The 13577-nt window shown below is 68.8% G+C and carries 14 protein-coding genes; 8 read left to right on the top strand and 6 right to left on the bottom strand.

The window, feature by feature from the left end; translation table 11 throughout:
- The first annotated feature begins 12 nt into the window (after positions 1–12).
- The gene (locus ACWDUA_RS04490) at positions 13–1845 is read left to right on the top strand and encodes an AMP-dependent synthetase/ligase (RefSeq protein ID WP_449749805.1); all 1833 of its coding nucleotides are present in this window, start codon (positions 13–15) and stop codon (positions 1843–1845) included.
- Here ACWDUA_RS04490 and ACWDUA_RS04485 read toward each other — a convergent pair.
- Complete coding sequence (locus tag ACWDUA_RS04485; protein ID WP_449749804.1) at positions 1803–2513, bottom strand: DUF998 domain-containing protein; 711 nt, start codon at positions 2511–2513, stop codon at positions 1803–1805. The genes ACWDUA_RS04490 and ACWDUA_RS04485 overlap by 43 nt on opposite strands.
- 40 nt (positions 2514–2553) lie before the next feature.
- Between ACWDUA_RS04485 and ACWDUA_RS04480 the strand changes: the two genes are divergently transcribed.
- The 4 genes from ACWDUA_RS04480 (at position 2554) to sigJ (ending at position 6601) form a co-directional block, all read left to right on the top strand.
- Positions 2554–3177: a TetR family transcriptional regulator gene (locus ACWDUA_RS04480; RefSeq protein ID WP_449749803.1), complete on the top strand. Its 624-nt coding sequence runs from the start codon at positions 2554–2556 to the stop codon at positions 3175–3177.
- 32 nt (positions 3178–3209) lie between these two features.
- Positions 3210–4430 carry an oxygenase MpaB family protein gene (locus ACWDUA_RS04475; RefSeq protein WP_449749802.1) on the top strand — a complete coding sequence of 407 codons (1221 nt, stop codon included), beginning with the start codon at positions 3210–3212 and terminating at the stop codon, positions 4428–4430.
- Between the two features lie 87 nt (positions 4431–4517).
- Positions 4518–5693, top strand: a complete 1176-nt coding sequence (locus tag ACWDUA_RS04470; protein WP_449749801.1) for an NAD(P)/FAD-dependent oxidoreductase — start codon at positions 4518–4520, stop codon at positions 5691–5693.
- The gene (gene sigJ / locus ACWDUA_RS04465; RefSeq protein WP_449749800.1) at positions 5690–6601 is read left to right on the top strand and encodes an RNA polymerase sigma factor SigJ; all 912 of its coding nucleotides are present in this window, start codon (positions 5690–5692) and stop codon (positions 6599–6601) included. Before ACWDUA_RS04470 ends, sigJ begins: the two co-directional genes overlap by 4 nt.
- Before the next feature lie 66 nt (positions 6602–6667).
- On the opposite strand, the gene ACWDUA_RS04460 is transcribed toward sigJ, so the two are convergent.
- Positions 6668–6985 carry a hypothetical protein gene (locus ACWDUA_RS04460; RefSeq protein ID WP_449749799.1) on the bottom strand — a complete coding sequence of 106 codons (318 nt, stop codon included), beginning with the start codon at positions 6983–6985 and terminating at the stop codon, positions 6668–6670.
- 66 nt (positions 6986–7051) lie between these two features.
- Positions 7052–7939 (bottom strand): MBL fold metallo-hydrolase, encoded by an 888-nt coding sequence (locus ACWDUA_RS04455; RefSeq protein ID WP_449750035.1) that lies wholly within the window; start codon positions 7937–7939, stop codon positions 7052–7054.
- A 64-nt stretch (positions 7940–8003) separates the two neighbouring features.
- Between ACWDUA_RS04455 and ACWDUA_RS04450 the strand changes: the two genes are divergently transcribed.
- Entirely contained in the window at positions 8004–8402 is a 399-nt protein-coding gene (locus tag ACWDUA_RS04450) for a YchJ family protein (protein WP_449749798.1), read from the top strand.
- A gap of 22 nt (positions 8403–8424) precedes the next feature.
- On the opposite strand, the gene ACWDUA_RS04445 is transcribed toward ACWDUA_RS04450, so the two are convergent.
- From ACWDUA_RS04445 to ACWDUA_RS04435, 3 genes are read right to left on the bottom strand one after another with little or no spacing between them, the layout of a single operon-like run.
- Entirely contained in the window at positions 8425–9063 is a 639-nt protein-coding gene (locus tag ACWDUA_RS04445) for a DUF2461 domain-containing protein (protein ID WP_449749797.1), read from the bottom strand.
- 20 nt (positions 9064–9083) lie between these two features.
- Entirely contained in the window at positions 9084–9737 is a 654-nt protein-coding gene (locus ACWDUA_RS04440; RefSeq protein ID WP_449750034.1) for a response regulator transcription factor, read from the bottom strand.
- A gap of 16 nt (positions 9738–9753) precedes the next feature.
- The gene (locus ACWDUA_RS04435; RefSeq protein WP_449749796.1) at positions 9754–11106 is read right to left on the bottom strand and encodes a sensor histidine kinase; all 1353 of its coding nucleotides are present in this window, start codon (positions 11104–11106) and stop codon (positions 9754–9756) included.
- Positions 11107–11288: 182 nt separating this feature from the next.
- Between ACWDUA_RS04435 and ACWDUA_RS04430 the strand changes: the two genes are divergently transcribed.
- Together ACWDUA_RS04430 and ACWDUA_RS04425 are read left to right on the top strand one after the other, a co-directional pair.
- Positions 11289–11552: a hypothetical protein gene (locus ACWDUA_RS04430; protein ID WP_449749795.1), complete on the top strand. Its 264-nt coding sequence runs from the start codon at positions 11289–11291 to the stop codon at positions 11550–11552.
- Positions 11553–11568: 16 nt separating this feature from the next.
- Positions 11569–13062 carry a cytochrome P450 gene (locus ACWDUA_RS04425; protein WP_449749794.1) on the top strand — a complete coding sequence of 498 codons (1494 nt, stop codon included), beginning with the start codon at positions 11569–11571 and terminating at the stop codon, positions 13060–13062.
- Positions 13063–13577: the final 515 nt, after the last annotated feature.

Genomic DNA, 13577 nt, shown 5'->3' with positions numbered 1-13577 from the left:
GGGACGTCGGACATGGCACACCACGAACGGATCACCTTTCCGCATGAGAGCGGAGCCCGGGTCGCCACCCTACCCCAGGCGTTCCAGGCCACGATCCGCATGCATCCCGACAAGGTCGCACTCCGTACGGTCGGCGGAATCCGACAGATCACCTGGGACGAGTACGGCCGACGCGTCGAGTCGATCGCGCGGGGCCTGGCCGCGCTCGGGGTGTCCCATGGCGACCGGATCGGCATCATGCTGACCAACCGCCCCGAGTTCCACCTCGTCGACACCGCCGCGCTGCACCTCGGTGCGGTCCCGTTCTCGATCTACAACACCAGCTCGCCCGACCAGGTCGAGTACCTGTTCGGCAACGCCGACAACGCATTCGTCGTCACCGAGCAGGTCTTCCTCCCGGTGCTGGGTGCCGCGTCGACGGGGGTGAGCACCACGATCGTCGTCGACGGTCCGGCCACCGGCGCGATCACGCTCGACGACGTCGAGAGATCGGGCTCACCCGACTTCGACTACGCCGCGAGCTGGCATGCCGTCGAGCCCGAGGACCTGGCCACGCTCATCTACACCTCCGGCACCACCGGGCCGCCGAAGGGCGTGGAGATCACCCATCGCAACATCATCGCCGAGCTGGCGGCGCTCGCCGAGATCGTCGACGTCGGCTTCGACGACCGTGTGATCTCGTATCTGCCTGCCGCCCACATCGCCGACCGCGTGTCCTCGCATGCGGCCAACATGGCCCGGGGCATCCAGATCACGACGGTGCCCGACCCGCGTGAGATCGCCGCAGCGCTCCCGGAGGTGCGGCCCACCTTCTTCTTCGGCGTTCCGCGGGTGTGGCAGAAGATCCGTGCGGGGATCGAGGCCAGACTCGCCGAGGAGACCAGTCCGGTCAGGAAGAATCTCGGCGCGTGGGCGATGGCCGCCGGGACCGCCGCCGCCCACGCCCAGCTGGCCGGCACCGGACAGGGCCCGATCTCCGGCATCCAGCACGGTCTCGCCGACAAACTCGTGCTGCAGAAGGTGCGGGCGGCGATCGGCATGGACCAGCTGACCTTCGCCGGATCGGGCGCGGCGAGCATCCCGACCGAGGTGCTCGAGTTCTTCCTCGGTCTCGGCATCCCGGTCCTCGAGGTGTGGGGCATGTCCGAGACCACCGGTGTCTCTACCATGACCACGCCGGTGAACATGAAGATCGGCACCGTGGGCACACCCATCTCCGGTATGGAGGTCAAGATCGCCGACGACGGCGAACTGCTCGTCCGGGGCCCGGTGGTGATGCGGGGATACCGGAACATGCCGGACAAGACCGCCGAGACCATCGATTCCGACGGATGGCTGGCGACCGGTGACATCGCCTCGATCGACGAGGAGGGCAACGTCACCATCGTCGACCGCAAGAAGGAACTCATCATCAACGAGTCCGGTAAGAACATGTCGCCGACCAACATCGAGAACGCCATGAAGGCGGCGTCGTCGCTGATCGGTCAGGTCGCCGCGATCGGCGACGGCAAGCCCTATGTGTCGGCGCTCGTCGTACTCGATCCCGACGCGGCCGCGGCCCGGGCCAAGGCGCTCAACATGCCCGACGCCGACGTCGCCGCGCTGACCCGGCATCCGGCGGTCATCGAGGAGGTGGTCACCGCGGTGCGGTTGGGCAACGCGAAACTCTCTCGGGTCGAACAGGTCAAACGGCTGACCATCGTGCCCGAGGCGTGGGATCCCGGGGGAGTGGAACTGACCCCGACGATGAAGCTGCGGCGCCGGCCGATCGCCGACAAGTATGCCGAGCAGATCGATCGGCTCTACCGTGCCGAACCGGATGCCGGGGTGGTCGATCTGCGCTGAGTCGCCACCGCCACACCCCACAGCACCAGCCACACCGACATCCCGCCGACCTGGATGCGTTGCGCCAGGCCGAGTCGATAGTCGCCGTGGAGATTGTCGGCGGCCAGCATCCACACCGTCGCGAGCGTGATCACCACCAGGACCGCCAGGCCCCAGTACCGCAGCACCTGCCAGATCGGTGCCCGCCATGCGGCGAGTACACCCAGAATCATCGTGGCGAAGATCGCGAACACTGCGACAGTGCTGGTGAGCGCGTGGATGTGGTGCAGCTGGGGGAGGATTCCACTCGGCTCGTCCGGACAGTTCGCGTCGATGTGCGGGATGCACTCGATCGGCGAGAGTGCATCGGTGACAGTAGCGACCCCGAACAGCGCGAGCGCCGCGAGCGCACCGCGTGCCGCCGGTCCGCGGACCGCCGGACGGGGCAGAAGCATGATCGCGGCCGCGAGAATCGCAGCGACGCTGGTGGTGACGTCGCCGGCGATGTACCACCCGCGGTGCGGACGGTGTGCGGCGTCGAGTTCGCTGAGGAAACTGCGCAGCGGATCCAGCGGCGACGCCCACAGGAACTCCAGCACCCAGGACGAGTAGCAGATCCCGGCCAGCGCCACCAGGATTCCGGCGCAGAGGAGGCGCGTGGTGAACAGTCGGCGATCGGCGGGTGGCACCCGGCCAGACTAGTAGGGTGAATCCTCGCTGGAGGTGACCATGTCCGAGGAGATGTCGCTGCGCCGCGGTCGTGGACGTCCACCCGGCCCGCCGGTCGATCCGGCACGCCGCCGCAAAGAACTGCTCGACGCCGCCGAACAGGCCATCCGGAGGTCCGGGCGGCCCGATGTCGGACTCGCCGACATCGCCTCGGCCGCAGGTCTCACCCGCTCGGCGGTCTACGCCGTGTTCTCTGACCGCGGCGCGGTGATGGAGGCCCTCGCCCGACGGCACGCCGACATCATCCTGCGCCGGCTCGCCGCCATCGTCGACGGCGTCACCGATCCCGCCGAACAGACGCGTGCCGCGATCGACATCCTGGCCCGATGGTTCGACGATGAGCCGGCCCTCGCCCGCGCACTGACCGGCCGGCTCGATCGCCCCGCGGCCACCGACGACGGCCTGATCGTCGGCGCCGTCGCCGACATCCTGCGGGACGGCTTCGTCCGGCGGGGCGGTGACCCGGCCTCGGCCGAGCCATGGGCGCATGCCCTCGTCGGCGCGGTCGCCACGACCGTCGGATGGTGGGCGCAAGCCCGCACGATGACCCGCGAGGAGATCGTCGACCACCTGTTCCTGCTGGTGTGGTCTGGTTTCTCGGGTGTGGGTCGACCCCTTCCTTGACGCCCTCCACCGCAATAGACACACTGTTCTTTATGGCGACGAGGGTGGAGTCGTGGGATGCGGCGAGAATCACCGGGGCACGCAACTGGGAGGCGGTCCGAGCCGATTTCCCGGAGCAGGTCGACGCGATGGGTCGGGGACTCCGCGTGGGCGATCCGCCCGCCGACGCCGTCGTCACCGAACTGATGTCCATCCCCGGTGCCTCGTGGGGCGCGCTGATGGCGGCTCTCGACCGCCCCGAGGATCTCGACGACGCGTTTCCCGAAGCGGCGCACCTCGTGCGGGCCGCTGCGACACCACCGCCCTGGTTCGAGCCCGACCTCGCGCGGGCCGGCGCCGAGGCCTGGTGGCGTTTCGGCTCGCTGCAGTCGAGCACCCTGTACCAATCGCTGATCTACGGTTATCAGGCGCCGGGCTTCGTCCGGCCACTCGTCGCCACCGGCCGGCTCACCGACCGCACCTGGGATCGTGTGCAGTCCACCGCCCGCTGGGTCACCCTCGCCACCGCCCCCGGACTGATGGAACCCGGCGGTCAGGGCTGGCTCGAAACCCTGCGGATCCGCTTGGTGCACGCCATGGTCCGCCACCACCTGCACGCCGAGTGCGACTGGGACGACGACGCGTGGGGTGTGCCGATCAACCAGACGTATGCGCAACTCACCATCACCGCGGGATTCCTGGTGTTGCCGATCGAGATCGCCGAGGACCTCGGTATCCGGTATTCGCGAGCCGATCTCGAGGCGATCACCCACCTGTGGCGCTGGATCGGATGGGTGATGGGTGTCGACGAGGACCTGCTACCGCACGGATTCGCCGATGCCCAGCGCATCCATCGCATCTCCCAGCGGTTCCGGCTACGCCCCGAATCCGAGTCCAAGGTGCTGGTCCGGGCTCTGCTCGACGACGGCTACCGTACCGATCTGGGTCTGCCCGGACCGCTCAACGATGCTGTGCACGTTCTGGCCCGACCGTTCCTGCGGCCGCTGCTCGCCGCGGTCTCCACCCGCTGGGTCGACCGGGAGATCGCCCGTGAGATGGGCCTGCGCTCCACCCCGCTCCATCACGTGGTCGACCTCGCCCGACCGGTGATCCGATCCCGCGAACTGATCCGAGCGATCGGGCTCCTCGGATCGGAACGGACCGTGGCGCAACGGGAGCTGCGTCTCGTCGCCCATCGGCTCGGAATAGATCTCGACGCCCGGCCGGGAACGCCCACCGATACCGACGCCGAGGATCTCGACGCCGTGTCCTGAGGGCTGTCACATTCCGGGCGTGGCCGGTGTCTTGTGGTCGACCCACCCCCGACCGGGGTCTTCGACAACACTGGTAGGAGCCGACCCATGATCACCACACGCGAAACGACACCGCGACGGACCGTCGTCGTCCTCGGCGGCGGCTATGCCGGGATCACCGCGGCCAACCGACTCGCTGCCGACCGGTCGCTCGACGTCGTCCTCGTCAACCCCCGAGATCACTTCGTCGAGCGAATCCGGCTGCACCAGTGGGCCGCCGACACCCGCGATCCCCGACAACCCTTCGCCTCGGTCCTCGCCGCCGGGGTCCGGTTGCTCGTCGACTCCGCCGAGCGCATCGACGCCCGCCGGCACCGGGTGCGGCTCGCCTCGGGCCCGGACCTGGGTTACGACCTGCTGATCTATGCGGTGGGAAGTGCCGGTGCCGACACGATTCCCGGCTCGACCGAACATGCGCTGGCGATCTGTGAATGGGAATCGGCCGGACTCATCCGCGAGCGCATCGCGACCCTGCCCGAGCACGCCGCGATCACCGTGGTCGGTGGTGGGCTCACCGGGGTGGAGACCGCCGCCGAACTCGCCGGACCCGGCCGCCGCATCACCCTCGTCGCCGCGGGCGAGATCACACCCGGCATCTCGCCACGGGGACGGGCGACCACCCGAGCCACGCTGCGCCGCCTCGGCGTCACGGTGTGCGAACACACACCGGTGCGGCGGATCGACGCGGCGGGTGTGGTGGTCGGCGGACCCGACGGCGACACCGCGATCACCGGCGACCTCACTGTTCTCGCCGCCGGGTTCACCGCCCCGGATCTGGCCCGCGACAGCGGACTGACCTGCGACGACGCCGGACGATTGCGAACCCACGCCACCCTCGTCAGCGTTGACGACCCATGCATCGTCGGCACCGGTGACGCGGTCATCCCCGACGGTGTGCACACGCGGATGAGTTGTCAGGCCGCCAACCAGCTCGGTCTGCACGCCGCGAAGACGGCACGTGCGGTACTCGCCGGTCGGCCACCGACGCCCGCACGCCCGGTCTTCGTCTCGCAGTGCATCAGCCTCGGTCGCCGGGCCGCGACCCTGCAATTCACCCACCTCGACGATTCCCCGGCGCGTACGGTGGTCACCGGCCGGGCCGCGGCACTGGTCAAGGAGTATGTCTGTCGGAGCACGGTGTGGGGACTCAGGAGCTTCGCGCGAATGGCCGGTCGGCCGAGCCCGACGGCCGTCGCCGAACCGGTGGAGGTCGCAGGGGCATGACCATGGGAGACACGGAACCGGACGAGCACCTCCGGGTGTTCGTCGAGCATCGGCCGCTACTGTTCACCATCGCCTACGAGATCCTCGGTGTGGCAACCGAATCCGATGACGTTCTGCAGGAGAGCTATCTGCGTTGGGCAGAGGTGGACCTGTCCGGCGTCGTCGACCGGCGTGCCTATCTCGCGAAGATCGTCACCCGGCAGGCGCTCAACGCCGCGCGCACCGCGATGCGCCGGCGCGAGGACTACGTCGGTCCGTGGCTTCCCGAGCCGATCCTGCTCGACGAGCACGACCCGGCCGACGACGTCGTTCTCGCCGAGTCGGTGTCGACCGCGATGCTGGTGGTCCTGCAGTCGCTGAGTCCCGACGAGCGGGCGGTGTTCGTGCTTCGCGAGGTGTTCGGCTTCGCGCACGACGAGATCGCGTCGATGATCGGGAAGAGTGGTGCAGCGGTGCGGCAGACGGCTCATCGCGCACGCAATCACGTGCAGTCCCGTCGGCCGAGGTACACACCTGCCGACGACGAGGCGGCCGCCGCGGTCACCAGGGCGTTCCTGGCCGCCGCGTCCTCCGGTGACATCGACGCGCTGATCGGGGCATTGGCCCCGGACGTCACCTTCATCGCCGACAGCGACGGCAAGGCGAGCGCGGCACGACGCCCGATCGAGGGTGCGCAACGGGTGGCGAAGGTCCTGCGGGGATTCGTCGTCGCCGGCACCCGACGCGACTTGCGGATCGAGTTGCTCAGCATCAACGGCATGCCCGGCTTCTCGGTGGAACTCACCGACGACCCGGGCGGGGTCTTCTGGCTCGACGTCGTCGACGGCCGGATCCAGCACATCTATGCGATGCGCAATCCGGACAAGCTCGGCGGGCTCGGAACTCCCCGCTCCATCGCGCGACAGTGAACAGGGTTCAGGGACAGGTGGTTTCAGGGGCACGAGATCCGTGGGGTGGCGCGGCCCCCGGACGGCTCAGGCCACCCGGCGGTCGGCGTCGTGGATGTCGTGGAGCAGGCCGCCGGGGTCGATGACCATGATGACCGGTCCCATCGACTCGGTGGCGCGCTCGATGATCGTCGCGATCTGGTCGGGGTCGGACGGGTCGGAGACGACGGCCCACACGCGGTCGTGGACGCCGGCGTCGACGTAGGCGACCAGGTCGCGGATGGCGGGTCCGGTGACCGCGACGGTGCGGCCGTTGCGCAGCAGCTCGTCGATGATCGCGGTGGAGCGGACGGTGCCGTCGGTGACGACGAGGACGGTGTCGGTGGCGTGCGGTGCGATGTGCATGAAACCATCACACTCGCTGGCGCTGGCACGGCGCCGTGACCGGCCTGGCAGTTGGCTGGAGGCCGTTCAGGCCACTTGCCGGATCAGTCCCGACGTGTCGTCGATGCTCACCGCACCGGCTCTGACCAGGCGTTCGAGGTGCAGTTGGGCGGTGCGCCGTTCTGTTGCCCGTACCCACGGCGAGATCACATGCGGGCGGTAGACGAGGCGGTGCGCCACGATCTCGTCGAGGGTTCGCGGTTCGGCGAGGAACGCCAGCAGGCGTTCCTCCCGCTCGACGATGCGGTGGCGGTAGGCGGCGATCCTCCTCGTGAACTCGGCATGTCCCTCGACCACGCCCTTGTGGTGGAAGGTCGCATACCAGCGGGCCTCGACCGACTCGGCGTGCTCGAGGGAGGCGAGGAAGTCGTCGAGGCTCGAGCCGCGGTCGCCGTAGAACGGTCCGAAGGACGTGAGGTCGATGTCGGCGACGTAGAAGAATCCGTCGGGTTCCACGAGCACCCCGCAGTGACCGGCGGTGTGACCGGGCAGGTGGATGAGCTGCGCGCGTCGCCCGCCGAGGTCGAACACGTGGTCGCCGTCGACGCCGTGCACGCCGGTCCGTGAGATGGGCAGGTGGTAGTCGATGGTGAGGGCGGTCGCGGCGGCGGCACGCTCCTCGGGGGTGAAGTCGTACTCGCCGAGCAACAGTTCGAGGGAGCCGACGATGGGGGCGTCGAGGTGGTGGGCGTAGGTCTCGCCGGAACAGTGCCGCAGGCCGGCCATGTGGTCCTCGTGCGCATGCGAGAGCACCACGATGTCGGCGTCCACGGGGTCACGATCGAGTGCGAGGGACGGGTCGATCAGCATCGTCGCCTCGGATCCGGGCACCACCACCGAGTTCCCGTATGGCACCACCCCGCCGTTGTCGGCGAACAGCACCGACACCGACCCGAACGACCGCTCCGTCACCATGACCTGCAATCTGCTCATCCGGGCCGGGGAAGTCAAGCGGCGTGCGCCCGCTACCCTGACCGACATGCGAGTGGTGGAGCCCGACGATCGGTGCCCGTGTGGCACTGGTGAGGTGTACGGGCAGTGTTGCGGGCCGATCCTGGCCGGGGAGCGCACGGCGCCGACGGCCGAGGCGCTGATGCGGTCGCGGTTCAGTGCGTTCGTGACCGGTGACCGCGACTACGTGGTCCGGAGCTGGCATCCGCACACCCGACCGCGGCGCGTGACCCTCGACGAGGACCTCGACTGGTATCGGCTCGACGTCGAATCATCCACGGCCGGTGGTCCGTTCGACACCGCAGGGGAGGTGACGTTCACCGCCCACCACCGCAACGGTTCGTCGCGGGGCAGCCTGCACGAGCACAGCCGGTTCACCCGGGTCGACGGCGCGTGGGTGTACCTCGACGGTGTCCTCGAGTCCTGACCGGCACTCCGGTCCGGCCCGGTCAGGGCGCGTCGTTGCCGTGCCGCAGAATCCAGTCGATCAGCGGTGCGGTCTCCCGCCAGTCGATGCGGATGCGTTCGACGAGTTCGGGAGTGTGGATCACCTCGTCGAAACCGTAGTCCCGCATCGCGGTGAACGTCTTGTGCCGGAGCAATCCGATGCGCGGGTGGTCTTTCGGGAAGCCGCGTGGTGCGGTCTTGAGCTGATCCCCGCCGAACTCCCATCCGGCCGCGGTGAGCGCCTCGGCGATCTCGATCAGCTCGGCACCGTGACGCTCGTGCACGATGGCCGACCGGATCGCGGCGAGCCGGTCGGTGGACACGTCGTAGATCCCGCCGCCGACACGCACCCCGGGTGCTCCGATCTGCACGTAGTAGCCGGTCGCGGGGGCCACTGAGACGTAGGCGCCCTGATGGGTCTTGTACGGTGTCTTGTCCTTCGAGAACCGCACGTCGCGGTAGGGCCGGAACAGCTTGGCCGGCCCGAATTCTGCGGCGAGGTCATCGGTCAGCGCGGTCATGGGTTCGGCGACCGCGGTGCGATAGGTCTGTTTGTGTTCTTCCCAGAACGCTTTGGTGTTCTCGATCTCGAGGTCGTCGTAGAAGTCCAGGGCGGCCTCGGGAAACCCCGCGAAACTCATGCCGACCACCCTAGTCCGCGTCACGCGCGCGGTGCGACCACGCCATGATCGAAGGCGAACACCACTGCCGCCGCCCGGTCCCGGACACCGAGCGCCCGGAAGATCCTGCCCACATGGCTTTTCACGGTCACCACCGAGATCACCAGTTCGGCGGCGATCTCGTCGTTGGTCATCCCGCGCCCGATCAGTTCGAGGACGGTCCGTTCACGGGCGGTGAGTGTCCCCAGCGTGGTCGCACCGCGCGCACGGCCGGGTGCGGGAGCGCTGCGATAGGTGTCGAGGACCCGGGCGGTCACCGCCGGATCGAGGACGGCGTCACCGGCGGCCACCACGCGGACCGCGCGGATCAGTTCCTCGGCGGGGGAGTCCTTGAGCACGAAGCCTGCCGCACCGGCCCGCAACGCCTCCGACAGCAACTCCTCGTCGTGAAAGGTGGTGAGCACCAGCACCGGTGGGGCAGAGGCGGCGTCCGAGGCACGCAGCCGTCGGGTGGCCTCCATCCCGCTGACCCGTTTCATCCGCAGGTCCATCACCACCACGTCGGCGTCGGCGGACCGCAGTGTCTCGGGCACCTCGTCGCCGTCGGCGCATTCGGCGACGATCTCGAATCCGTCCTTGCGGCGCAGGATTCGACGCAGCCCCGACCGGATGAGCTCCTGATCGTCGACGAGCATCACCCGGATCGGTTGGTCATTCACCTGCCACTCCTCGAGTTGTGGTCGGCGGGATGCTGAACGCCGGGTGATGATCGGCGACCGGCCGATCTTCGCGGCGGCCCTCGGTGTCATGCGTGGCAACAGCGTCGTCACGGATCTCCGCGGGATCGTCGGAGTCAGGGAAGACGGCATCCAATAGACCGGTGATCCGTGGACAGCAGCCGGTGATATCGGTGTCGAACTCGGCGATCACCTGCCATATCCCGCTGCTGATGTCGGTGCGGACCCGGCCGTTCAGGTTCTCCACGCGCGCGGCCATCCCGGCCAGGCCGTAGCCGCCGGCCGACCGTCGGGTTCCCGGGCCGACCGGGTTGCGGACGGCCACGACGTACCCGCCCTGCGGGTCGGGTTCGGCGGCGACGTGCACCGGACGTCCGGGGGCATGCTTGGCCGCATTCGACAGTGACTCCTGCACCACCCGGAACACGGCGAGCTCGGTGGCGCTGCTCAACGCCGTCACCGGTGCGCGAAAGTGGAACGTGACCGTCGATCCCGCCCGGCGGAACCCGTCGATGAGGTCGTCGAGATCGCCGAGGCCGGGCTGGGCGCTGGTGGGCGCGGACTCGCTGCGGAGCAGGTCAATGGTGGTTCGCACATCGGTCATCGCCACCCGGCCCTGTTGTTCGGCGTCCCGCAGGGCGTCGAGCGCGTCGGCGATGTCGGCGTGATCGGCCGGTCGCGCATCCGCGAGGGCGCGCCGGGCGGCAGTGACGTTCAGCAGGACGATCGCCAGCGAATGGGCGACCACGTCATGTACCTCGCCGGCGATGGCGGCGCGGTCGAGCGCGACCTGTCGGCTTCGTTCGCGGCGTTCGGCCTGGAGCAGGTGCAACTGCTTCTGCAGCAGATGACCGACGGCGCCACCGAATCCGACCATCAGGATGAACACCCATCCCTGCTCGACGACGCCGAGGACGGTGCCGATCACCGCCGCCGCGGTGTAGAGGAGCGTGTAGACGGCGCCGGAGCGGAAGGAGGAGACCCCTGCCGACATCGCGGCCCCGAGAACCAGGACCAGAGGAGCCACGTCGCCATGCGTCGGTACCAGCCAGAAGAACACCACGGTGCCGATCAGCAGGAACGGCAACATCCAGATGCGTGGTTTGGTGCAGGCAACCACCGCGCCGACCACTGCCACCAGTGCCGACGCGACAGCCAGCGCCACGAAGATCCAGTCGATACCGGTGACACCGTTGACCACGCGCTGGACCGCGGCGAAGACGACGAAGAAGAGCAGGCCGCAGTCGGAGATCAGCATGTACACCGGTGGATACTCGTACCCGGCCTGCGTGAACCAGGTGCGGTATCGATCCAGCAGCCACCGCATCCCCCGATTCTAACGCCGCGGTCGTGCCCCGGTCCTCCACCCACGGGTGGATTCCGCGTCCGCCTGCAGATGGTCTCCACGTTCCGTCTGCGGCCCGGTGACCTGCGTCGATCGGCCTAATAGCGTCGTAGGCAACGCCGGTGCACATCCCAGAGAGCCGGTTCTACGAAAAGGAGACCGAGATGTGGTTCGTCCTGATTAGTGTGGGGGTACTACTGGTGATGTGGGCACTGCTGCGCGATTCGCGGGGCCTCGACTACCGGTCGCGTGAGATCGACGCGGCGATGGCCGAGCGCGAGTTCCGTGCGACGGTGCAGGCCCGCCGCCACCGACGGGCCGCCGCACAGGCTCGCCGTCGCGCAGAGGAGCAACGCGCACAGCAACGTCGGGCGCGAGCACCTCGGGCGCGCGGGGGCCTTCCGCCGGCAACCGGATACGCACACTAGGGGAGGGGAGAGAACGATGACCGGAACAACGATGACAGGCGCATTGACGTATGGGGTGTCCCGCGTGGGGACGGTGGTCCGGGCGATCCCGCGCGCGGGGACGTCGACGGGATGGCACCTGCGACCGGCCGACGAGTCGTCGGGGATCGCCGGCGGTGACGAGCGCGCGGGGCAACTCGATGACGACGTGTCGTCGCCGCCTCCGATATCGAAGCGAGTACGGGTCGAATCCGTCTGGAACTCGGTCAGATTCGTGCGACGGCAGGGCGATGTGCTGTTCGATGACGCGGCCGAACGCGGCGATGTGTTGTGGTATGACCTCGCCGGTGGGCCCGGTCCGGTCACGGTGGTGTGCAATCCCGCACACATCACGTCGCTCATGACCGCAGACCCGGCGATCGCACCGTCGGCCACCCGACGGTCTCCGCTGCGGCCGATCGTCGGTCCGAACTCGGTGCTGACCTCGATCGGCGAACGTCATCGCAGACAGCGTTCCCTGCTGATGCCGCGCTTCCACGGCAAGTCGGTGGCGGCCTATCGGGACAGTATCGAGCGGGCGACCGCGGCGCGGATCGACGCGTGGCCGGTGGGTGAGCCCGTGCGGCTGGCCGATCTGGCGCAGCATCTGACCCTCGACGTGATCATGTCCGCGGTGTTCGGACTACCCGACGGGGTGCCCACCACCGAGGCCGAACGGGCGCTGCGCACCGCGCTGGTCCGCGCGCTGCACATGTCCACACAGCCGGTGGCGACCGCCGCGCAACTGATGAACGGATTCAGCGAGAACCCGGTGGGCGTCACCAAACTCGTTCTGCGGCCGGTGGATCGGGCGATCGCAGCCATTCTGGCCGAGCGTCGTGCGGAGTCGGGAGCGCGAGAACGCACCGACATCACGGCGCTGCTGCTCGACGCCCGAACCGAGGATGGACAACCGTTGTCGGACGGCGAGATCCGCGATGAGCTGCTCACCCTGGTCCTCGCGGGTCACGAGACCACGGCGAACACCGTGGCATGGACCTTCGAGCGACTGACTCGCAACCCGGGCGTCTACGACGATGCGCGTGAGGCAGTCGCGGCCGGCGACGACGGCTACGTGGCCGCGCTGCTCAACGAGTCCATGCGCAATCGCCCGGTGGTCCCGCTGGTGGCCCGGGAACTGCTGCAGTCCTGGAGGTTCGGCACCACACTGGTGCCGTCCGGGATGACGGTGCTGGTCAGCATCCTGCTGCTTCATCATCGCGATGACCTGTACCCGCAGCCATTCGCGTTCGACCCGGGACGTTTCCTCGGGGTGCGACCCGCACCGCACACCCTGCTGCCGTTCGGCGGCGGGAACCGACGCTGCCTGGGGGCCGCGCTGGCGATGGCCGAGCTGACCACGGTCGTCACCGAGATCCTGCGTCGCGTGGATCTCGAGACCCATGACCGGCCCGCCGAACGCCCGCGACACCGCAACGTCACGATGATCCCGCGCGACGGCGGTCTGGTCCGCGCACTCGCCGTGCGCTGATCGGTATCGGCTCAATCAGCAACGGCGAGTTGGTGGTTGAGTCGACGGGGAGCGGGGCGACGGGGTGTGTCGAAACCTCGGTCGGCCGGGTCGCCGGCGCGGCGACGTACGAGGTGGTGGCTTCCCGAGGTGGGCTGTGGAGATTTCGACTCGGGTCCTCGCCTCTTCCGGCTCGGTCCCGGCTCAATCATCGAAGGGTGGTCCGGCTCAATCGTCGAAGGGTGGTCCGGCTCAATGATCCACTACCAGTTGGTGGTTGAGCCGATGAGGAGCGGAGCGACGAGGCGCGTCGAAACCTCGGTCGGCCGGGGTCGCGGGGTGAGCAACTCGGAGGTTGTTTGTTCCGGGCGGTGGTGACAGGGGTTTCGATCGCGGGTCGGCCTCGCTTCGCGAGGGCGTCCTGCTCGACCGCCGCATGGTGATGGCGTGCGGTGCTTGTCCAGACCGACTCCGTCGTCGCGTGCTGCCCGCGTCGACCCGTCGGTGGCGACTGGGCCCGAAGGTGAGGCAGATGC

The organism is Gordonia sp. NPDC003376, from assembly GCF_053589235.1.
Note: the sequence above shows the minus strand (reverse complement) of the source record. Positions and strands in the feature narration are given on the sequence as shown.

Excerpts from the sequence above, each read along its gene's own strand:
- ACWDUA_RS04470 (WP_449749801.1), top strand. The coding sequence starts at position 4,518 with ATGATCACCACACGCGAAACGACACCGCGACGGACCGTCGTCGTCCTC.
- ACWDUA_RS04445 (WP_449749797.1), bottom strand. The coding sequence starts at position 9,063 with ATGAGTTTCGCGGGGTTTCCCGAGGCCGCCCTGGACTTCTACGACGAC.
- ACWDUA_RS04430 (WP_449749795.1), top strand. The coding sequence starts at position 11,289 with ATGTGGTTCGTCCTGATTAGTGTGGGGGTACTACTGGTGATGTGGGCA.
- sigJ (WP_449749800.1), top strand. The coding sequence starts at position 5,690 with ATGACCATGGGAGACACGGAACCGGACGAGCACCTCCGGGTGTTCGTC.
- ACWDUA_RS04440 (WP_449750034.1), bottom strand. The coding sequence starts at position 9,737 with ATGCTCGTCGACGATCAGGAGCTCATCCGGTCGGGGCTGCGTCGAATC.
- ACWDUA_RS04480 (WP_449749803.1), top strand. The coding sequence starts at position 2,554 with ATGTCCGAGGAGATGTCGCTGCGCCGCGGTCGTGGACGTCCACCCGGC.
- ACWDUA_RS04450 (WP_449749798.1), top strand. The coding sequence starts at position 8,004 with ATGCGAGTGGTGGAGCCCGACGATCGGTGCCCGTGTGGCACTGGTGAG.
- ACWDUA_RS04490 (WP_449749805.1), top strand. The coding sequence starts at position 13 with ATGGCACACCACGAACGGATCACCTTTCCGCATGAGAGCGGAGCCCGG.
- ACWDUA_RS04435 (WP_449749796.1), bottom strand. The coding sequence starts at position 11,106 with ATGCGGTGGCTGCTGGATCGATACCGCACCTGGTTCACGCAGGCCGGG.
- ACWDUA_RS04425 (WP_449749794.1), top strand. The coding sequence starts at position 11,569 with ATGACCGGAACAACGATGACAGGCGCATTGACGTATGGGGTGTCCCGC.
- ACWDUA_RS04455 (WP_449750035.1), bottom strand. The coding sequence starts at position 7,939 with ATGGTGACGGAGCGGTCGTTCGGGTCGGTGTCGGTGCTGTTCGCCGAC.
- ACWDUA_RS04475 (WP_449749802.1), top strand. The coding sequence starts at position 3,210 with ATGGCGACGAGGGTGGAGTCGTGGGATGCGGCGAGAATCACCGGGGCA.
- ACWDUA_RS04460 (WP_449749799.1), bottom strand. The coding sequence starts at position 6,985 with ATGCACATCGCACCGCACGCCACCGACACCGTCCTCGTCGTCACCGAC.